This window comes from Arcobacter sp. CECT 8983, assembly GCF_004118855.1.
In the GTDB taxonomy this organism is placed as follows: Bacteria; Campylobacterota; Campylobacteria; order Campylobacterales; family Arcobacteraceae; genus Halarcobacter.
In genome coordinates, this window is sequence record NZ_PDKF01000002.1 from 366,743 (window position 1) to 386,342 (window position 19,600).

The window sequence follows — 19,600 nt, forward strand, 5'->3', positions numbered from 1 at the left end:
GTTATCAATGATTATTTATAGCTTTCTGATAATATCGATTTAAGTCAAAAAGTCCAAACTGTAGTTTATTTTGCTTTTTAAACTCATTGGTAAACCAATCGTAATCATCCCAAAAATTAGGATTTGCTCTATTTATTATATATTTTAAAATTAATTTTTCTTCTTCTTGGCTTTCTTGATAGTCATTTATAAGAGTAAAAAATTCATGTAAATCTTTCTGTTTCACTTTAATAAAGATATTAGGATATGAACCAACTATTCCTTTAATAAAATTGATTCTATCTTTTTTGGGATTTAATCTTGAATCTTCATCAAACATAAGTGCAACATTATCATGCCATCTATTTATAATCATAGTATAAATTAGATTTTCACCATTTTCAAGCTCTATTTTTATATAAGCTAAATTTGTTTTATCATCTGTATGATATTGAATAAATTTAGAATTGTTTGGAAGGGTTAATGTTTTTAAAGTCTCTTCAATCTCTTTTTTATTTGTATATCTTTCTAATATTTTTGCTGGAACATACTCTTTGTCTATAAAATTGATTTTATCTTTTTGTATATTTAAATATGAAAATAGTTTATTGGTAAATTCTGTTTTATATTTTTTTGTTTCATAGTTTATATTTGGTTCATTATCAGAAGGAATATAAAAAGACAATCTTTTAGCAAACCAACCTTTATACCAAGAGTTAAAGTGTTCACGTCTTACATCTTTAGGTAAAAACTCCAAAAAGTTTGTTTCCCCTTCAATTCTAAGTCTATCCATATGTTTTCTTACTAAAAATTGGTGTGATGTACTTCCAAAAACATCAAATCCAGCTACAAGTGAATAATAAAGTCTTTCAATTAAAGGAAAATCAATAACCCACATAGTTTTTGGAATATTTCCTAAAGCACCTTTGTGAACAGAAGCTGAATCAAAATGTCTATAAATAGTTAAAACAGAGTCATTACTATTTTTATTTCCTTTCCACAGATGTTCAAAGCCTAAGCCCTTTGGGTAATGATTTTTGTAAACTTTGTTTTTATTTTCAAAATATATTTTTGCTTGTTGATAGTTTTTGATAATTGTAAAGGTTTCTATTAAGTCAGGAGTTTCTCCATACTTATTTGGGATAGAAAGATTTTTTAGGTTATTATCTAAAAAGTTTTTATCATTAACTGTGATATCTGCTTCTGGGTCCATAAACATAACCCAAAAATGGTCATTGATTACATTTAGTGCAATTTGACCTTTACAAACAGGACCTCTTATGTATGTCATTATAAAATAATGAATATCATCAAGTATAAATTTATATCTACTTTTTGCAGGTATTTGTTTAAATGTTTTTAATGCATTCACAGAGACTTTAGTGTCAAAAAGAGGCATGTGAGGCTTTTCATGCCATTTTGTATTTATAAATAGATCTTTATATGTTTGTAATTTTTTGTCATCTAAACTATAAACCATATGTGTTTTATGAACAATTGTTGATGTAATAGGTCTTATTCTATAGTAAAACTTTTCTTCAATTTGAGTATATGGAAATCTTGTTGCAATAATATCAATTTTTCCACTTTTTGTTCTTGATCTTACTATTTGAAAAAAGTTTTGACTATTTTTATCAAAACTTAGGTGTGCTAGGAATAAGTGTTCATAGATATATCTAGCCGTAACTTGATACTTTATGTTTTCATTATTAAAAAACTTTTCAAACTTTTTTATTTGATTTTTTTCTAAAGTAGTTGTTAAATCTTTTTTATCATCTTTTAATTTACTAGAATTTAGCCATGATTTTAAAATATTATGCTCTTTTTTACTTAAAGCAGGAAAGCCGTAAGGCATAGCTTTGTGAGGATTATCTTCTAAATAATCATCTAATTCTTTTTGATTTTTCACACAGGCTAATTCATCTGTTTCAGGAGAATAGTCTCCTTTATTTATAGGGTTCTTTTGTTTTTCTTTTAATAGTCGTAACATTATAGATTCATTTGATTCTTCTTTCTTTGTTACTGAAAAGTAATCTCTTTTTCTCCATTGTTCTTCTGTTTTTGCATCTACAAAAAGTCTTGATGGTTCAACAGCACTTAATCTATTTGCATATATATCTTCTTTTGAAGCACCTCTTGTAAGTCCTTCAAAAGATGAAAGTTTTAATTGACATGGTGAGTTGTAACATGAGTGACAAGTAACACATCTATTATCAAAAATAGGTTTGATATCTTTTGTATAAGAGAGTTGTTCTGTTGCAAATAAGACATTTGAGAAAACTAAAAATAAAGCCAGTAAAAAGTGCTGGGGAAGGTGCATATATAAATCCTAAAGTTATTAATGAAAACATTATACATTAATTTAAATTTTTAAAGCTGTTTTTGATAAAATCAAAACTAAAATTAAAGGGAAAAAATGCAACACCTCATATCTACTTCTGACTTTACAAAAAATGAAATCTTAGAACTTTTTGATGATGCAAAAATGTTTTTAGATATGCAAAGTAATGAGATTTTAAAAGGTAAAATTATTGTAAATCTATTTTTTGAAGATTCTACTAGAACAAGAAGTGCTTTTGAAATGGCAGCAAAAAGATTAGGGGCACAAGTAATTTCTTTAGATGTTGGAAGAAGTTCAAGAAGCAAAGGCGAAACTATTTTTGATACTATTGCAAATATTAATGCAATGAGTCCAGATGCAATTACTATTAGACATAGTGAGTGTGGATTACCTGGCACTTTAGTTGAACATGTTGATTGTCCAATTATCAATGCAGGTGATGGGAAAAATGAACATCCTACTCAAGCCTTATTAGATTTATTTACTATTTATGAACACTTTGAAGGAGAAACAGAAGGTAAAAAAATTGCAATTATTGGAGATGTAAAAAGCTCAAGAGTTGCAGGCTCAAATAAAAAACTTTTACCTACTTTTGGTATTGATGTAAATTTTGTTGCACCAGATTGTTTTAAATATGAAAATGATGAGTTTAAACAGTATGATAACTTATCTGAAATTATTGATGAAGTAGATGTTGTAATGAGTTTAAGAACTCAACTTGAAAGACACAATGAAGTTTACTTTACATCATTAACTGAATATGCAAAAGATTATTGTGTAACTAAAGATACTTTTGGAGATAGAGATATTTTATTACTTCACCCAGGACCAGTAAATAGAAATATTGATATTTCAGATGAAATGTTAGCAGACCCTAGAAATAAAATTTTAGAGCAAGTTAGAAATGGAGTTGCAGTAAGAATGGCAATTCTAAAAAAACTTATTAAATAAATTGAATAAAGACTTACAAAATATATTAAATAAATATGGCTCTTCAAGGGAGCCATTTTTTTTCCTAATTTCTTATGATTTATCACAATTTTATGTGAAACCACTAAAAGAACTTTCTAGCGAAATAAAGTATGAGATTAATGAAAAGGTATCTTCAAAATTAGCAAATGAAAATTTAGAAAAGAAAGAGTTAAAGAAATATCCAATCTCTTTTAAAGCGTATAAAAAGAGTTTTGATATTTTACAAGAACATATAAAAAATGGTAACTCTTATATTTTAAATTTAACAGCAAAAACAAAAATAGAAACAAAATTTACACTAGATGAAATCTATGAAAAAGCAAATGCTAAATATAAACTAAAGTTTTTTGACAAATTTGTTTGTTTTTCTCCTGAAAAGTTTGTAGAGATTAAAAAGAATAAAATCATGACTTTTCCTATGAAAGGAACAATTGATAGTAAAATAGAGAATGCAAGTGCTAAGATTTTAGGAAATATAAAAGAGATGGCAGAGCATACTATGGTTGTTGACTTACTTAGAAATGATTTAGGAATTGTTTCAAATAAAATCAAAGTAGATAAGTTTAGATATATTGATAAAATAAATGCAGGAAATAAAAAACTTTTGCAAGTTAGCTCAAAAATAACAGGCCATCTTAATGAAGATTGGCATAGTAAAATAGGGGATATTTTAACTTCAATTTTACCAGCAGGTTCAATAACAGGAACACCAAAGAAAAAAACTATAGAGATACTAAAAGAGAATGAAACTTATGATAGAGATTTTTATACAGGTATTTTTGGAGTATATGATGGAAAATCATTAAACTCTTGCGTTTTAATAAGGTTTATTGAAAAAGATAAAGAAGGTAAGCTTTATTATAAAAGTGGCGGTGGAATTACTTGTGACTCTAATGTAGAAGATGAATACAAAGAGCTTATTGATAAAGTTTATTTACCCTTTTAATTACAAAAAGATTACACAAAAACTTATTTTTTAATATTGTAACCAAAAAGTTAATTTTTTCTATTAAAATCCTTGAAATTTTTTTTGAGGAGAAGAAATGAGAAACACTATTTTTGTAATAGAGTATGCAAAAGGAAGTGATAAAGGGTTTGATGGATTTAGGCCTGATACAAAACCAATTTTAGACGCAATTGAGGATGTAACTGATTATAAAACTGAAATAGTTTTTTATAGACCAAATAGAAAATATGAACTACTTGAGTATCTAAAAGAAAAAGCAGTTTCAGTAATAAGTAGAATTAATCCAGGAAATTTAAAAGAAGTTGATGAATATTTTCAATTTCTAAAAGCATTAGGAAATTCAGGAGTTGAAATTCATACTCATCCAGATGTTATGATTAATCTTGATTTCAAAGATATCCTAGCAAAACTAAAAGGAACTAGACTTGGAGATGAAGATACATACTTTTATAATACATTCACTGATTTTGCAAGAAAATTTCCTGCAGATTTAGATAAATATGGAATTAGAGTTTTAAAAACAAACTATGGTTCTACAGGTGAGGGTGTATATTTAGTATCTAAAAAAGATGATGGTTCAATTTTCTCTGTTGAGGCTGTAAACAATGAGAAATTTTATTATGATAATATCAATGAATTTTTAGAAAAGTTTGAATCAAGATTTGAAGAAGAATCAGAGTATGCTGCATATTTCAAAGAGAAAAATGGTTTTGTAGGATGTAGATATTTAGAAAGAATTTCAGAAGGTGAAGTTAGAGTATTACTAGTAAATGATAAACCTATTTCTGTTGTGCATAAAAAACCTCAAGAAGGGGAGTTTTCTGCAACACTATTTTCAGGAGCTCAATACAAATATGAGTCACCAGATGAACCAAAATGGAAAGATGTAGTAAAGCTTACAACAAAAGGTTTAAAGGATTTAAAACCATTTTTAAAAGGACAAAATTATCCTCTTCTTTGGACTATGGATTATATTATGGATTATGATAAAGATGGAAATGATATTTATGTTTTATCAGAAATTAATTGTTCTTGTGTAGGAATTACAACAGAACTTCAATATGCAAAAGAAGTTGCAAAGGTTTTTGAAACAAAAAAGAAAAAATTTAAGAAAAAGTAGGATTATCCTACTTTTTTGCTTCTATATCTTTTTATAATTTGTTTAAACAAAAATAAAAGGATATAAAATGAAAAATACTGCACTACTATTAGTAGATTTACAAAATGACTATTTCTCAGAGTTTAAAGGAGCAAAGTACCCTTTAGTAGGTACTTTAGAAGCTTCAAAAAATGCTTCAATACTTTTAGAAGAGTTTAGAAAAGAAGCTTTAAATATAATTCATATAAAACATGAAAATCCAAATGAAAATGCACCTTTTTTTCAAATAGGTTCAATAGGAGGACAAATACATAAAAGTGTAGAACCTTTAGAAGAAGAAACTGTAATAAGTAAAAATTTTCCAAATTCATTTTTGAAAACACAACTAAAAGAAGTTTTGGATGAGAAAGAAATAGACTCGCTTGTTATCATAGGAGCAATGACTCATATGTGTGTTGATGCAACACTTAGAGCAGCAAAAGATTTTGGCTATAATTGTACTATTATAAATGATGCTTGTGCCACAAGAGACTTAGAGTTTAATGGAAATACTGTATCTTCACAAGAAGTACAAAATAGTTTTATGGCTGCATTTGAGTTTGCTTATGCTAAAGTAGAAAGTACAAATGATTTTTTAAAAGGTTTTAATAATTGAAATTAAATAACTTACTTGTTTTATATGTATATGATAAACACTCTTCTAAAGATGAAGTTTTACCAATTTTACAGAATAACCTAAAAAAGGTTTTTACTGCAAATAATATAAAACAAGCTAAAAGTTGTTATAAAAAATATTCTCCATGTATTATCGTTTTAGATGACTCTTTTTATGATAATACAATGGTGAAATTTCTTCAAGAAGTTAGACAAAGTGATATTAAAACAGCATTTATAGTTTTAAGTGCCAATAAAACAAATGCCTATCTTTATGACTTAATGGAGCTTTATATTACAAAATATATTTTAAAACCCTTTTGTCAAGAGAAATTTTTAAAAGCTTTAGAAAAGTGCCTTGAAGTTATTGAAAGTAGAATATACAGTAATGTAAACTTAGGTAAAGGCATATTATTTAACTTTCAAACCCAAAGTATAACAAAAGAAGGGAAGGTCTTTGTTTTAAATAAGAAAGAATCCATCTTAGTAAATCTTTTTATTCAAAACCCAAATAGAGTAATAACTTATGAAGAACTAGAGTATCATATTTGGGATAATGAATGCACAACTGCAGCATTAAAGTCATTGATTCGTGACTTTAGAAAAAAAACTTATAAGACAATCTTACAAAACTTTTCAGGTATAGGTTATAAATTAAATATACAAAATTAATTTTTACTCCATAGTTTTAAAAAGTTTAAGAGATCATACTTAACATAGATATTTTCGGTTATGTCATGTTTTGTTTGGGGAAGTACTACTACTTTTGCATTTTTATATTTTTTTAGTGCTTTTGTACAGTGACCTTGTACTTCATAATCTCTATTTGGTTCAGAATTTTCACTAAAAAACTCATCATGGGTTCCAATAATATTTAAAAAAGGGTCATTCTTTTTTGCTCCAATTTTAAAATCTTTTGAGTAATATCCATTTTCACAAGAATAAGCTGTAACAATTCTTCCTTTAAATTCATTGCCTTTATAAAATGCGGCAGCTAAGCCACCTTCTGAATTACCCATTAAAAACATATTATTTTTATCTATAAAGTTAAACTCTAAAATATTTTTTAGATTATAGACAATCTCTGCTTGTCTTAATTTATGAACCTTTTGATAGGAACTTAGTTTGTCAGGGGTTGAATATGTAGGTCTATTTTTGATTTTTAATGAGTTTGGAGAAATGAAAATAAAGCCTTGTTCTACAATCCATTTTCTATAAATAGTTCCTTTATTTAAGCCTTTTGACCCATGGATAAATAAAACAAGAGGAAATTTTTCTTTATAATCTTTATAGTCTTTAAACTCTTTTTTTAACTTATATAATTGTCCAAAGTAGGGCTTTTTAATTCCCATAAAACCTTTTGGCAACCCAATATATGCATATTTAAAAGTATCATAGAAGTTCTCATATTTCTTTATTGTCTTTTTTATTTTAATCAAACTAGTTGTTCCTAAAATTTTTTTAGATATTATAACTAAAAATATTAACAATAAAGAGACAGAATAAATGAACTATTTTGAGACTATAAAGTGCGAAGATTATGAGGTTTTTAATTTAGAATTTCATGAAAAAAGAGTTGCTAAAACAGTATCTTTAAACTTAAATTTACAAGAGTATATTTATCCTCCATCAAATAAATTATATAGATGTAAACTTATTTATGATGAAAACTCTATTTTAAGTGTTGACTTTTTTGTTTATGAAAAAAGAGAAATAAAAAGTTTTAAAATTATAGAAGATGAGAAAATAGAATATTCAAAAAAATATTTAGATAGAAGTAGTCTTGACAAACTTTTTGAGAAAAGAGAAACTTGTGATGATATTATTATTATAAAAAATGGTTTTATCACAGATACTTCAATTGCAAATATTGCTATTTTTGATGGAACTAACTGGCTAACTCCTAAGAAGCCACTACTAGAAGGAACAACAAGAGCAAGACTTTTAAAAGAGGGTTCTTTAGTTGAAAAGGATATAGATTTACAAATGTTAAAAAAGAGTAAAAAGTTAGCGCTTATGAATGCAATGATTGATTTTGATATTATAGAAGATTATTCATTTTCTTCGTAGATTCTTTTTAAAAGATTATTCCATTTATCCTCTTTACCCCAATCTATATTTTTTACCTTTTTATAGATTTTTTTATTTTTTAAAATAAATGCTTCTTTTTCATTAAAAATAAATTTTGGGATTAAATCTGGTCTTTTATTAAAAGGAAGAACTCTAAAACTTAGATTATCCAAAATTAAAGGCATTGAGTTTTTATTTTCTAAGTAAGTTAATACCATGTGATAGTTTGTTGCACCTTTTACTTTTACAACAGCTAAAAAAAGTTTATCTTTAGAAATTCCAACTTCTTTTAGAGTAAAATATTTTGCAATTGCATAATCCTCACAATCTCCTTTTCCTTCAATAAGAAACTCTTTTGGAGTAGCCCAATAATCATCAGAACTATATTTTGTTGAATCATCTACTGGTAAAATTTTATTATAGAAAGTATTTACATAATTTAGTTTTTTTTCTAATGTAAAATCTTTTATCTTATTTTTTAATTTTAGATATTTTATAAGTCGTAAATAAACAGCTTTTTTATTTGGATTATCTTTTAATTTAATTTTATCTTCATTAGTCAAAGATATACTTTTTGCTTGTAAAAATAAAGTAGAAATAAAAATAAGTAAAATTATGCGTTTCATAAGTTATAATAACAAACTAATTTAAAATGCAGGATTAAAAATGATTAATAATATATTAGAAGATGTAGAGTATAAAGAATTAGTTAGTGAACAAGTTAAAGATACGATGATTTATTTAGTAAACAAAGGACAAGAGTTTGCAATTACTGCAAATATTGATGCAGTTGATTTTACTCCAGAATTGCCATCTGCAACAAAAGATCAACTTGCAAAATTTTCACTTTTTATACTTAAAAACTATACCTATACTACAATTAAGATTAGTGAAAACCACATAAGTTTTGAAGCTGGTTTTGGAAGTGAAAATTTTGGTTCAACAGTTAAGATACCTTTCCATGCAGTTTTCCAAATAGTTGTTGATGAATCAATTTTATTTGTTAATTCTATTGCAACAATAGATAAATACAATGAAAATGTAATTAAAGAAAAATCATTAAATATTTTTAAAAATAATCCAAATAATAAAAGATTTAAATAAATTGACTTTAGAACGAGAAATAAAAACTGCATTTAAAATCTCTATCCCTGTTATGATGGGATACTCTGTTTTAGGTTTTGCCTTTGGATTACTTTTAGTCTCTTTTGATTATCCTTGGTATTTAGCACCTCTTATGTCACTTTTTATATATGCAGGGGCTTTACAGTTTGTAGCAATTAATTTTTTTAATGCAAAAGCAGGATATATTGATATTGCATTAGCTTCATGGTTTGTAAATTTAAGACAATCTTTTTATGGTTTGTCATTATTAAAAAGGTTTAAAAAAACAGGGAAGCTAAAACCTTATTTAATATTTGGGTTAACAGATGAAACCTATGCACTTTTAACAACAATAAAAGATGATGAACAATTAAAAAAGAAGTGGTACTATTTCTTTTTAACTGCATTTAATCAAAGTTATTGGTTTATTGGATCAACATTAGGTGCTATTGTAGGTTCAAATATTGAGTTTAATACAGCTGGTTTAGAATTTTCTTTAACAGCCCTTTTTGTAGTATTATGTATAGAACAATATAAAAATCTAAAAAATCCAATACCTTTTTCTATAGGTTCAGTTGCTTCAATAATAGCTTTAGTTCTTGTGCCTTCTGATAAGATGCTTATTGTAACTATTTCACTTTCTTTACTGTTACTTTTTTTCTTTAGACAAAGGCTTAATAATGAGTAGTATGGAGCTTTATATTGCAATTGCAATTATGGCAGTTGTAAATTTATTAACTAGGATTTTCCCATTTGTATTTTTTGCTAAAAATGATTTGCCAAAATCAATGGAGTTTATCGAAAAGTTTTTCCCTGCAACTATTATGACAATTTTAGTTTTTTATACTTTGAAAGATATTGATTTTTCTTTATATCCTTATGGAGTAAAGGAAATTGGAGGAATAGTTTTTACTGCTCTTTTACACTTAACATTAAAAAATTATTTAGTTTCTATTTTCTTGGGAACTATATTTTATATGGCTTTAGTACAATATTTTTAGTACTAAAGCTTTTTTCTTTTACTAAAAAAATAAAATGTGAATTAGGTTTTAAGATGAGCAAAAGCTCATCAGTGAGTTTATTGTTTTGGTGAGAATGGGAATAATGCAGATCCCCAAGTAAGTCCTGCTCCAAAAGCATCAAATAAAATCATATCTCCTGCTTTAACTTTACCTTGTTCATAGGCATAATTCATAGCCATAGGTATAGAAGCAGCTGAAGTATTTCCATATTTATCAACAGTAACAACTGTTTGTTCCTCATTTAGTCCTAAAGCTTTACCTACTGCTGAGATAATTCTATAGTTTGCTTGATGAGGGATGAAGTGAGTAATATCTTTATTTGTGATATTATGTTTTTCCATCATTTTTTCAACATCAGATGTCAATGTTTTAACAGCAAGTTTGAAAGTTTCATTTCCTTTCATTTTAATACAAGCCATTTTATTATCTAAAACTTCTTGTGAGCAAGGGTGTTTACTTCCTCCACCAGGAGTTTTAATTAAGTCATCAAAATTTCCATCACTTGAGCAGTTTACATCAACTATAGCTTCTTCTTTTTTATCTGTTGCCGAAATAATTGCTGCACCAGCACCATCTCCAAAGATAAAGCAAGTTCCTCTATCAGTATAATCTAAAATTGAAGTATATTTTTCTGCACCAATAATTAGTACATTTTTTTTCATTCCCGCTTCAATGAAGGCTTTTGCCACAGAAAGTGCATAAACAAAACCTGTACATGCGGCACTTACGTCAAATGCTTGAACAGTAGGTAAATCAAGTTTTGATGCAATTAAACAAGCAGTAGATGGCATACAAAGATAATCAGGAGTTACTGTTGCACAGATAACTAAGTCAATATCTTCTTTTGCAATATTTGCTCTGTCGATGGCAACTTGTGCTGCCCTTGCCCCTAAATCAGATGAAGCTTCATTTTCTTCTGAAATTCTTCTTTCTTTGATTCCTGTTCTTTTAGTAATCCATTCATCTGTAGTGTCAATGATTTTTTCAAAATCAAAATTAGTCATAATCTTTGGAGGTATATAAGCTCCAATTGATCTAAACGCTGCATACGTCATAAAAATTTTCCTTAAATAAAAAAGAGAGATTAAGAGCTATATTGCTCTAATCTCTCTTCAATATCGTTGTTTAAGTTAGAACTTGCACTATTGATAGCTTGAAAAATTGCATTTTGAATAGCTTTTGGGTTTGATTTCCCATGTGCAATTATAACTGGGGCTTTTACACCTAATAGTGGAGCACCACCATATTCAGCATAATCTACTCTAACTTTTAAGTTTTTAAATACTTTTCTCATTAATACTGCACCAGCAATTGAGATAAGTGATCGTTTTAGGTTTTTCTTAATAATTTGACCTATTGTATCTGCTACACCTTCAGCAGTTTTAAGTAAAATATTACCAATAAACCCATCACAAACAACAACATCAACTGAACCTTTAAAAATATCACTACCTTCTACATTTCCTGCAAAGTTAGGAATTTTAGAAATTAGTTTAAAGGCTTCCTTAGTAACTTCATTACCTTTACTCTCTTCTTCCCCATTACTTAGTAACCCAACTAATGGTTCATCAATTTGTAAAACATCTCTTGCATATACTTGACCCATAACTGCAAACTCAAATAAGTTTTTAGCATCACAGTCAACATTAGCTCCAACGTCTAATACTAAAGTATTTTGGTTTTCACTTGTTGGCATAAGTGTTGCAATTGCTGGTCTAGAAACACCTTTGATTCTTCCGATTCTAAGTGTTGCTAAAGACATAGAAGCACCTGAATGACCTGCTGAAACTACTGCATCTGCATCACCAGTTTTAACTAAATCTATTGCTTTATAAATAGTTGAGTCTTTTCTTTTTAATGCATCAGTTGCAGAATCAGTCATACTGATAACATCTTCAGTATGTATAATTTCTACTCTGTCTTTTAAGTGTGAAGGAATTAAGTTTTCAAGTTGAGTTTTATCACCTACTGCAACAGCAGTAAAGTTATTATTTAGTCTTAGAGCGGCAATTAAACCGTCTATTATGGGTTCGGGACCGAAATCCCCTCCCATAGCATCAATAGCAATTTTAAGCATTAGTTTTTGTATTCACCAGTATTTGGGTTTACCGTGTGAGGCATCTTCCAAGTTCCATCACTATCTTTTACTGGTCTTTTTAAAGTAATTTTATAGTGAGTTCTTCTCTTAGCTGCTCTAGTATGAGATACTCTTCTCTTAGGTACTGCCATAATATTCTCCTTATTTAATATTCTTTATCGACTAATTCAATATCTGTACAATTATTGCAGATATGATAGTCACTGTATATAGATGATAATTCACTTTCAATAATTTCATCAAAGTTTATCATATGGTCATCTATTTCTATTACTAAGTCATCTGACTCAGAGGATTCATTCTTGAAAATACCATCACTTATCAAGAAATTAAACTCTTCCTCTAAAGTAACAGTATCGTCTTCACCACATCTTGCACATTGAACTGTAGTTTTACCATTTAAAGTGCTGTCTATTTTGACTAAAGATGGCGATATTTTACAAAAAGTACCTTCAATTTTAACTGAATCGAACTGGGCACTAAAGTTTTTAGGGCTTTGTGGTACTTTTCTAAATTCTATTTTCATTTAAAATATGAACTATTCTTAGCAAATTTCTCTGTCAGAGAAGAAAAATTTAATTTCGATAGCTGCATTTTCTAAAGAATCTGAACCGTGTACTGCATTTGCATCAATTGATTCAGCGAAATCAGCTCTGATTGTACCAGCTGCTGCTTCTTTAGGGTTAGTTGCACCCATTAAGTCTCTGTTTTTAGCCATTGCGTCTTCACCTTCTAAAACAGAAACAACAACTGGTCCAGAAATCATGAATTCAACTAATTCACCAAAGAAAGGTCTTTCTGCGTGAACTGCATAAAATGCTTCAGCATCTGCTTTAGATAACTGTACTTTTTTTGTTGCAGCAATTCTTAATCCGTTTGATTCAAATCTGTCTAAGATTTTTCCTACAACGTTTTTAGCTACTGCATCAGGTTTAATGATTGATAACGTTTGTTCCATTGGTATTTTCCTCATTTATTTTTTAAGTCGCGGATTATACCTAAAAAATAAAAAAAAGGCAAGTAGTAAAAAATACCACTTACCTTATATAGTAAAATTATATATAATTATATTGAAAATTAGTTATTAATCTTCAACGCAAGGTTCACCTTCAGTCATACCTTCTCTAACTGGTTGAGCTGCACCATCTCTTGCATCCCATACGATACATCCTTCAGTAGGACATGCTTCTGCACATGCAGGTTCATCATTGTCACCAATACATTCAGTACATGTTTGAGGGTTTACATAATAAATATCTTCACCTGTTGGATTCTCATCGTTATCAACAATTGATTCAGTTGGACATTCATCTAAACATGCATCGCAATTAATACAAATATCTGTAATCTTAACTGCCATTTATAACTCCTTGTTAAATTTAAGAAACTTTAGCACAGTAATAATAAATTTATCTTTAAGTCTTTATATTATTAAAAAACCCACAGAATGGTAGTTTAATGAAAATAATAACAACTATCAAATAGTAAAAGTATATAAAACAAATTATTTGGATAAAAATTTTCCTAAAATAAAACTTATCTTAAATTTTAAACTTTATCTATACTCTTATTATTAGTTTCAAATAATTTGTACTATAATTTTATCACAAATAAATTTTAATAAAAGGAAATTACATGTTAGTTACAAAAAAAGCTCCAGATTTCACAGCTACAGCAGTACTTGCTGATGGTCAAATTGTTGAAGATTTTAACCTATATGATAACATTGGTGAGAAAGGTGCGGTATTATTTTTCTATCCATTAGATTTTACATTCGTTTGTCCTTCAGAAATTATCGCATTCTCTAAAAGAATTGAAGAATTCACTTCAAGAGGTATCAATGTAATTGGTGTTTCTGTTGACTCTCAATTCTCTCACTTTGCATGGAGAGAAACTGCTGTTGAAAATGGTGGAATTGGAAGAATCAAATATCCACTAGTTGCAGACTTAAGCAAACAAATTTCAAAAGATTATGATGTATTATTCGGTGAGTCTGTAGCATTAAGAGGATCATTCTTAATTGACAAAGATGGAACTATTAGACATGCAGTAATTAATGATTTACCATTAGGAAGAAACATTGACGAAATGATCAGAATGGTAGATACAATGTTATTTACTAATGAGCACGGTGAAGTTTGTCCTGCAGGATGGAACAAAGGTGATGAAGGTATGAAACCATCTACTGAAGGTGTAGCAGAGTACTTAGGTAAAAACGAAGGTAACTTATAATATCTTTTAAAGATGCCTCTTTAAGGCATCTTTACCTTTTGTAATATTTAATTTCTTGACTTTTTTTTAAATAAACACTAAAATAACATTATAAAAATTCTTAATAACACTACATAACTACATAACTTTATATATGTAATTCTATAAAAGGCAAAATATACTTATGGAAGAGTCAAAAACTCAATCTAAATCAAAATCTGCTAATAATGGCAGAAAAACAAGAACTCACGTACCCGTAGAGGGCTTTAAAATTGAACAACTTAGGGAACTCCCTTTAGAAGAACTTCTTAAAATAGCAAAAGACTTAGAAGTAGAAAACCCACAAGAACTTAAAAGACAAGACTTAATGTTTAACATTTTAAAATCACAAATTGACCAAGGTGGTTTTATTCTGTTTACAGGAATTCTTGAAATTAAAGATGGTGGATTTGGTTTCTTAAGAGCCATGGATGGAAACTTCTCTGATACTTCAAATGATTCTTATGTTTCTGCAACGCAAATTAGAAAATTTGCATTAAGAACAGGGGATATTGTAAGCGGACAAGTTAGACCACCAAACAAAGACAGTGAAAAATATAATGCTTTATTAAAAATTGAAGCTATTAATTACCTACCAATCAACGAATCAAAAAACAGACCTTTATTTGATAACTTAACTCCTTTATACTCAACAGAGAGATTTAAATTTGAGTATGACCAAACAAGAATGACAGGTAGAATGTTAGACCTTTTTGCTCCAATGGGTAAAGGACAAAGAGGACTTATCGTTGCACCTCCAAAAACTGGTAAAACTGAATTATTAAAAGAGTTAGCTCATGGTATTACTAGAAATCATCCTGATACTCACTTAATGGTTCTATTAATTGATGAAAGACCTGAAGAGGTAACAGATATGCAAAGGTCAGTTAAAGGTGAAGTTTATTCTTCTACTTTTGATTTACCAGCACATAATCATGTAAGGGTTGCAGAAATTGTTATTGAAAAAGCAAAAAGACTTGTAGAGATGAAAAAAGATGTTGTAATCTTACTTGATTCTATTACAAGACTAGCAAGAGCATACAATACAGTTACTCCAAGTTCTGGTAAAGTACTTTCTGGTGGTGTTGATGCAAATGCATTACATAAACCAAAAAGATTCTTTGGTGCGGCAAGAAATATAGAAGAGGGTGGTTCTTTAACTATTATCTCAACAGCACTTATTGAAACTGGTTCAAAAATGGATGAAGTTATTTTTGAAGAGTTCAAAGGTACTGGTAATAGTGAAGTTGTATTATCTAGAAATGCAGCAAATAGAAGAGTATATCCAGCTCTTGATATTATTAAATCAGGAACAAGAAAAGAAGAGTTACTTCTTACACCTGAGATTTTACAAAAAACTTGGATTTTAAGAAATGCAATTGGTTCTATGGATGAAGTAGAAGCACTTAAATTCTTATATTCAAAAATGCAAAAAACTAAAAACAATGAAGAGTTTTTCGCAGGGATGAATGAGTAGAAAAATGTAGTCCCAAAAGGGGCTGCTTTTTTTTATTCATAATCCTAAGTATAATAATCAAGATTAAAAGACTAGGTATTCTTAAATAAATATCAAAATTATAAATAAGTTGCCCTTTTAATACTTGTTTTATGCTTTTTTGTATAATATTCGGCCAGAAATAAGGACTTGTTATGATAACTATTAAAAATCTAAATAAATTTTATGGTAGTACAAAAGTTTTAAATGATATATCAATTGATATCAAAGAAGGTGAAATTTTTGCTATTGTAGGACACAGTGGCGCTGGAAAATCTACACTTTTAAGATGTATAAATGGACTTGAAGACTATAGTGATGGTTCATTAAGAGTAAATGATAAAGAGATTAAAACACTTGATAAAAACAGTTTAAGAGAGTTTAGAAAAAAAATTGGAATGATTTTTCAACATTTTTCACTAATTCAAAGAAAAACTGTATATGAAAATGTTGCATTACCTATGCAACTTTGGGGATATAGCAAAAAAGAGATTGATAAAAAAGTAAATGATTTATTAGCTCTTGTTGGATTAAAAAATAAGCTAAACTCATATCCAAGTCAATTAAGTGGAGGACAAAAACAGCGTGTTGCTATTGCTAGAGCATTAACTTTAGACCCAGAAGTTTTATTATCAGATGAAGCAACATCTGCCCTTGACCCAAATACTACTACTTCAATTTTAAATCTTTTAAAAGAGATTAATGAAAAGCTTAACATTACTATTGTAATTGTTACTCATGAGATGGAAGTTGTAAAACAAATAGCACAAAAAGCACTTCTTTTAGAGCATGGAAATATCATTGGTTTTGATGATACTGAAGAGTTGTTTTTAAAGCCTGATGAAAAGATGAAACACTTCTTAGGTGAAAGTGAAGTTGTACCTGCTCAAGGTATAAATATTAAACTCTATTTTCCAAAAGATAATGCTTATCAATCTTTTATCACCAAAATGGCAAGAGAGTTAGATATGGACTTTAATATTGTATGGGGAAAACTTGAAGAGATTAATACTCATATTGTAGGAAATATGGTTATTAATATTGAAGAAGAGAATCAACAAATAGTAATTGATTATATAAAAGAGCATGATATTGTATGGGAGGTATTATAATGGTTGATATTTTATTACCAGCACTTGGTGAAACTGTATATATGTCATTTGTATCTACTTTTTTTGCAGTAATAATTGGATTTTTCCTTGCAATTATTCTAATTCTTACTTCAAAAGATGGATTAAGAGAAAATCTAAAATTATATACAATATTAGATGTTGTAATTAATACTTTAAGGTCTTTCCCTTTTATAATATTAATGATTGTATTATTTCCTCTTACAAAGTTTTTAATAGGAAAAAGTATTGGTACAACAGCTGCTATAATTCCTCTTACGATTGGAGCTGCTCCTTTTATTGCAAGATTAATTGAAAGTGCATTTAAAGAAGTGGATAGAGGTGTTGTTGAAGCTGCAAAATCATTTGGTGCAAGTGATTGGCAAATTATTTTTAAAGTAATGTTTGTAGAAGCAATGCCAAGTATTATTTCTGCTATTACTTTGACTTTAATTACAGTTATAGGTTTTTCTGCAATGGCAGGAGCTGTTGGTGGTGGAGGTTTAGGAGATGTAGCTATTAAATATGGATACTACAGATTCCAAACGGACACAATGTTATATACAGTAGTTATACTGATTGCTTTAGTTCAATTAGTACAAAGTACTGGTGATTATATTTATAAAATTACTAAAAAATAAGAAAGGATATACATGTTAAAAAACATTTTAAAATTAGTATTACTTGGTGCTGTTGCATTAGGTTTTGTTGCTTGCACAGGTTCTGAAGAACCAAAAGAAGAGGCTAAAAAAGTTATTAAAGTTGGAGCTACTCCAGTTCCACATGCAGAGATTTTAGAAGTTGTAAAACCACTTTTAAAAGAAAAAGGTTATGAGTTAGAAATTGTTGAGTTTACTGATTATGTTACTCCAAATATCGCAGTTGATGAAGGTGAGTTAGATGCAAACTTCTTCCAACATACTCCATATTTATTAGAGTTTAACAAATCTAAAAATACAAAATTAGTTAAAACTGTAAATGTTCACTTAGAGCCAATGGGATTATATTCAAATAAAATCAAATCTATAGATGAATTACAAGATGGTGCAACTATTGCAGTGCCAAATGACCCAACAAATGGAAGTAGAGCTTTAGACGTATTAGTTAAAGAAGGTTTATTAAAATTCAAAGATGTTCAGTTTAAAACTGCAATTGATATTATTGAAAACCCAAAAAACTTAAAAATCAAAGAGTTAGATGCTCCTCAATTACCAAGAGTACTTGATGAAGTAGATGCTGCGATTATTAATACAAACTATGCTTTAGCAGCGGATTTAAATCCTACTAAAGATGCATTAGTAATTGAGTCAAAAGATTCTCCATATGCTAATATTTTAGTAGTAAGAGAAGGTAATGAAAATAAAGATTATATCAAAGCATTAGATGAAGCGTTAACATCAAAAGAAGTTAAAGATTTTATTGCTAAAAAATATAAAGGTTCTATTGTAGAAGCTTTCTAATATAAAAGAAGGAAATTTTCCTTCTTTTATTTTTCCTTTACAAACATATTTATTACATATGTGACGGCTGTAAATGCTACTAAACTCAAAACCACAAACATCAAAATCTCACTAATAAACATGACAATTCCTTTGCATATCTTTTAATAAATGAATGCTCATTCATAAAGTAAGCAGTATAAAGAAAATTGCTTTATATAACTCTTAAGTAGTTTTAAAAACTTTTGAATATTGTTCTAATCTAAAATCAAAAGTAGTATAGTTTGGATTTTGTAATTTTCTTTCTTTGAATAGTTTATTTGAACCAATATATCTATTTGCTGCATTTGATGGAGAAGTTAAAGAAATAGTTTTGATTTGTCTATTATCAAAGAAAAATTTATGCTCTTTTGGAATATCAGAAGATACTAGCTCAAATTTTATTTTTTGCTTTTTTAATATCTGTCTCAAAAAATATTCTGGACCATTTTTGGAATTTCCTCCTGTGAAAATAAGAGTATCGATATTTTTATATTCATATAAATAGTTAAGTATATCTCTTAAAATGATTTCACTCATTCCTAAATCACTTGCATTTATCTTTTCTCTTTTGCATGATTCAACAATATCACAAATACCAATTTGGTTTTTATCTAAAAACTCTTTTCTCATAGTTATAGCTTCTTTTGATTGATTGTAAATCAAATTTAGAGAAAAAATTTCATCTAAACATTTCCACAAAAGCCCATCTTGTGAACCATAACAAAAGTCAACATCATTTTGTTTAAACTCTCTTGTACAAAATCTTGGTGGAGGTAAAGTACCTACAATAATCTTTTTTGTATCTTTATTTAAATAAGGTTTATACGGATGAAAGTGATGAAACAAGTTATTCCTTTGTCTTTTGCTAATTCTAACGTTTAAAGCTTAAAATATTAAGGCTTTAAATATATATTATTTAACTAATTAGTTATAACTTTTTAGGTATAATCTTTCTTATT

24 protein-coding genes are annotated in these 19,600 nt (G+C 28.1%); 14 read left to right on the forward strand and 10 right to left on the reverse strand.

From position 1 onward, the window contains the following. Window positions 1-4: 4 nt before the first annotated feature. Window positions 5-2,299 carry a fatty acid cis/trans isomerase gene (locus tag CRV01_RS01875; protein WP_129006506.1) on the reverse strand — a complete coding sequence of 765 codons (2,295 nt, stop codon included), beginning with the start codon at window positions 2,297-2,299 and terminating at the stop codon, window positions 5-7. Between the two features lie 96 nt (window positions 2,300-2,395). Here CRV01_RS01875 and CRV01_RS01880 point away from each other — a divergent pair, with 96 nt between their 5' ends. The 5 genes from CRV01_RS01880 to CRV01_RS01900 all read left to right on the forward strand — a co-directional run bounded on the left by CRV01_RS01880 (window position 2,396) and on the right by CRV01_RS01900 (window position 6,684). After that, window positions 2,396-3,271 (forward strand): aspartate carbamoyltransferase catalytic subunit, encoded by an 876-nt coding sequence (locus tag CRV01_RS01880; RefSeq protein ID WP_129006508.1) that lies wholly within the window; start codon window positions 2,396-2,398, stop codon window positions 3,269-3,271. A gap of 1 nt (window position 3,272) precedes the next feature. Continuing rightward, a complete protein-coding gene (locus CRV01_RS01885) occupies window positions 3,273-4,238 on the forward strand; it encodes an aminodeoxychorismate synthase component I (RefSeq protein ID WP_129006510.1) in 966 nt (321 codons plus the stop codon). 97 nt (window positions 4,239-4,335) lie between these two features. Beyond that, window positions 4,336-5,379 (forward strand): Cj0069 family protein, encoded by a 1,044-nt coding sequence (locus CRV01_RS01890; protein ID WP_129006512.1) that lies wholly within the window; start codon window positions 4,336-4,338, stop codon window positions 5,377-5,379. A 67-nt stretch (window positions 5,380-5,446) separates the two neighbouring features. Next, window positions 5,447-6,013: a cysteine hydrolase family protein gene (locus tag CRV01_RS01895; RefSeq protein ID WP_129006514.1), complete on the forward strand. Its 567-nt coding sequence runs from the start codon at window positions 5,447-5,449 to the stop codon at window positions 6,011-6,013. Next, window positions 6,010-6,684, forward strand: a complete 675-nt coding sequence (locus CRV01_RS01900; protein WP_129006516.1) for a response regulator transcription factor — start codon at window positions 6,010-6,012, stop codon at window positions 6,682-6,684. The genes CRV01_RS01895 and CRV01_RS01900 overlap by 4 nt, the downstream gene beginning before the upstream one ends. Here the strand turns inward: CRV01_RS01900 and CRV01_RS01905 are convergent. Continuing rightward, window positions 6,681-7,451, reverse strand: coding sequence for a dienelactone hydrolase family protein (locus CRV01_RS01905; protein WP_129006518.1), 771 nt, complete (start codon window positions 7,449-7,451; stop codon window positions 6,681-6,683). The two genes, CRV01_RS01900 and CRV01_RS01905, sit on opposite strands and share 4 nt — an antisense overlap. Before the next feature lie 67 nt (window positions 7,452-7,518). Between CRV01_RS01905 and CRV01_RS01910 the strand changes: the two genes are divergently transcribed. Further along, window positions 7,519-8,082 carry an aminotransferase class IV family protein gene (locus tag CRV01_RS01910; protein WP_129006520.1) on the forward strand — a complete coding sequence of 188 codons (564 nt, stop codon included), beginning with the start codon at window positions 7,519-7,521 and terminating at the stop codon, window positions 8,080-8,082. Here the strand turns inward: CRV01_RS01910 and CRV01_RS01915 are convergent. Beyond that, window positions 8,064-8,645 (reverse strand): transglutaminase-like cysteine peptidase, encoded by a 582-nt coding sequence (locus CRV01_RS01915; protein ID WP_164969996.1) that lies wholly within the window; start codon window positions 8,643-8,645, stop codon window positions 8,064-8,066. The genes CRV01_RS01910 and CRV01_RS01915 overlap by 19 nt on opposite strands. 103 nt (window positions 8,646-8,748) lie before the next feature. Here CRV01_RS01915 and CRV01_RS01920 point away from each other — a divergent pair, with 103 nt between their 5' ends. From CRV01_RS01920 to CRV01_RS01930, 3 genes are read left to right on the forward strand one after another with little or no spacing between them, the layout of a single operon-like run. Further along, a complete protein-coding gene (locus CRV01_RS01920) occupies window positions 8,749-9,186 on the forward strand; it encodes a hypothetical protein (protein ID WP_129006524.1) in 438 nt (145 codons plus the stop codon). A gap of 1 nt (window position 9,187) precedes the next feature. Beyond that, window positions 9,188-9,874, forward strand: coding sequence for an AzlC family ABC transporter permease (locus CRV01_RS01925; RefSeq protein WP_258238285.1), 687 nt, complete (start codon window positions 9,188-9,190; stop codon window positions 9,872-9,874). After that, the gene (locus tag CRV01_RS01930) at window positions 9,867-10,187 is read left to right on the forward strand and encodes a branched-chain amino acid transporter permease (RefSeq protein WP_129006526.1); all 321 of its coding nucleotides are present in this window, start codon (window positions 9,867-9,869) and stop codon (window positions 10,185-10,187) included. Before CRV01_RS01925 ends, CRV01_RS01930 begins: the two co-directional genes overlap by 8 nt. Before the next feature lie 77 nt (window positions 10,188-10,264). On the opposite strand, the gene CRV01_RS01935 is transcribed toward CRV01_RS01930, so the two are convergent. From CRV01_RS01935 to CRV01_RS01960, 6 genes are all read right to left on the reverse strand, one after another. Next, window positions 10,265-11,263 (reverse strand): beta-ketoacyl-ACP synthase III, encoded by a 999-nt coding sequence (locus CRV01_RS01935; protein WP_129006528.1) that lies wholly within the window; start codon window positions 11,261-11,263, stop codon window positions 10,265-10,267. Window positions 11,264-11,292: 29 nt separating this feature from the next. Continuing rightward, window positions 11,293-12,285 carry a phosphate acyltransferase PlsX gene (plsX, locus tag CRV01_RS01940; protein WP_129006530.1) on the reverse strand — a complete coding sequence of 331 codons (993 nt, stop codon included), beginning with the start codon at window positions 12,283-12,285 and terminating at the stop codon, window positions 11,293-11,295. Then, entirely contained in the window at window positions 12,285-12,437 is a 153-nt protein-coding gene (rpmF, locus tag CRV01_RS01945) for a 50S ribosomal protein L32 (RefSeq protein WP_129006532.1), read from the reverse strand. The genes plsX and rpmF overlap by 1 nt, the downstream gene beginning before the upstream one ends. 14 nt (window positions 12,438-12,451) lie before the next feature. Further along, the gene (locus tag CRV01_RS01950; protein WP_129006534.1) at window positions 12,452-12,832 is read right to left on the reverse strand and encodes a YceD family protein; all 381 of its coding nucleotides are present in this window, start codon (window positions 12,830-12,832) and stop codon (window positions 12,452-12,454) included. An 18-nt stretch (window positions 12,833-12,850) separates the two neighbouring features. Then, a complete protein-coding gene (gene ndk / locus CRV01_RS01955; RefSeq protein ID WP_129006536.1) occupies window positions 12,851-13,264 on the reverse strand; it encodes a nucleoside-diphosphate kinase in 414 nt (137 codons plus the stop codon). Between the two features lie 126 nt (window positions 13,265-13,390). Then, complete coding sequence (locus tag CRV01_RS01960; RefSeq protein WP_129006538.1) at window positions 13,391-13,666, reverse strand: 4Fe-4S dicluster domain-containing protein; 276 nt, start codon at window positions 13,664-13,666, stop codon at window positions 13,391-13,393. Between the two features lie 275 nt (window positions 13,667-13,941). Between CRV01_RS01960 and CRV01_RS01965 the strand changes: the two genes are divergently transcribed. From CRV01_RS01965 to CRV01_RS01985, 5 genes are all read left to right on the forward strand, one after another. Beyond that, the gene (locus tag CRV01_RS01965) at window positions 13,942-14,538 is read left to right on the forward strand and encodes a peroxiredoxin (protein WP_129006540.1); all 597 of its coding nucleotides are present in this window, start codon (window positions 13,942-13,944) and stop codon (window positions 14,536-14,538) included. Between the two features lie 163 nt (window positions 14,539-14,701). Further along, window positions 14,702-16,033, forward strand: a complete 1,332-nt coding sequence (rho, locus tag CRV01_RS01970) for a transcription termination factor Rho (RefSeq protein ID WP_129006542.1) — start codon at window positions 14,702-14,704, stop codon at window positions 16,031-16,033. A 173-nt stretch (window positions 16,034-16,206) separates the two neighbouring features. Then, window positions 16,207-17,163: a methionine ABC transporter ATP-binding protein gene (locus tag CRV01_RS01975; RefSeq protein WP_129006544.1), complete on the forward strand. Its 957-nt coding sequence runs from the start codon at window positions 16,207-16,209 to the stop codon at window positions 17,161-17,163. Continuing rightward, window positions 17,163-17,801 carry a methionine ABC transporter permease gene (locus tag CRV01_RS01980; protein WP_129006546.1) on the forward strand — a complete coding sequence of 213 codons (639 nt, stop codon included), beginning with the start codon at window positions 17,163-17,165 and terminating at the stop codon, window positions 17,799-17,801. Before CRV01_RS01975 ends, CRV01_RS01980 begins: the two co-directional genes overlap by 1 nt. Window positions 17,802-17,813: 12 nt before the next feature. Then, on the forward strand, window positions 17,814-18,620 hold the full coding sequence (locus CRV01_RS01985) for a MetQ/NlpA family ABC transporter substrate-binding protein (RefSeq protein ID WP_129006548.1): 807 nt from the start codon (window positions 17,814-17,816) through the stop codon (window positions 18,618-18,620). A 204-nt stretch (window positions 18,621-18,824) separates the two neighbouring features. On the opposite strand, the gene CRV01_RS01990 is transcribed toward CRV01_RS01985, so the two are convergent. Next, window positions 18,825-19,487: a uracil-DNA glycosylase family protein gene (locus CRV01_RS01990; RefSeq protein WP_129006550.1), complete on the reverse strand. Its 663-nt coding sequence runs from the start codon at window positions 19,485-19,487 to the stop codon at window positions 18,825-18,827. Window positions 19,488-19,600: the final 113 nt, after the last annotated feature.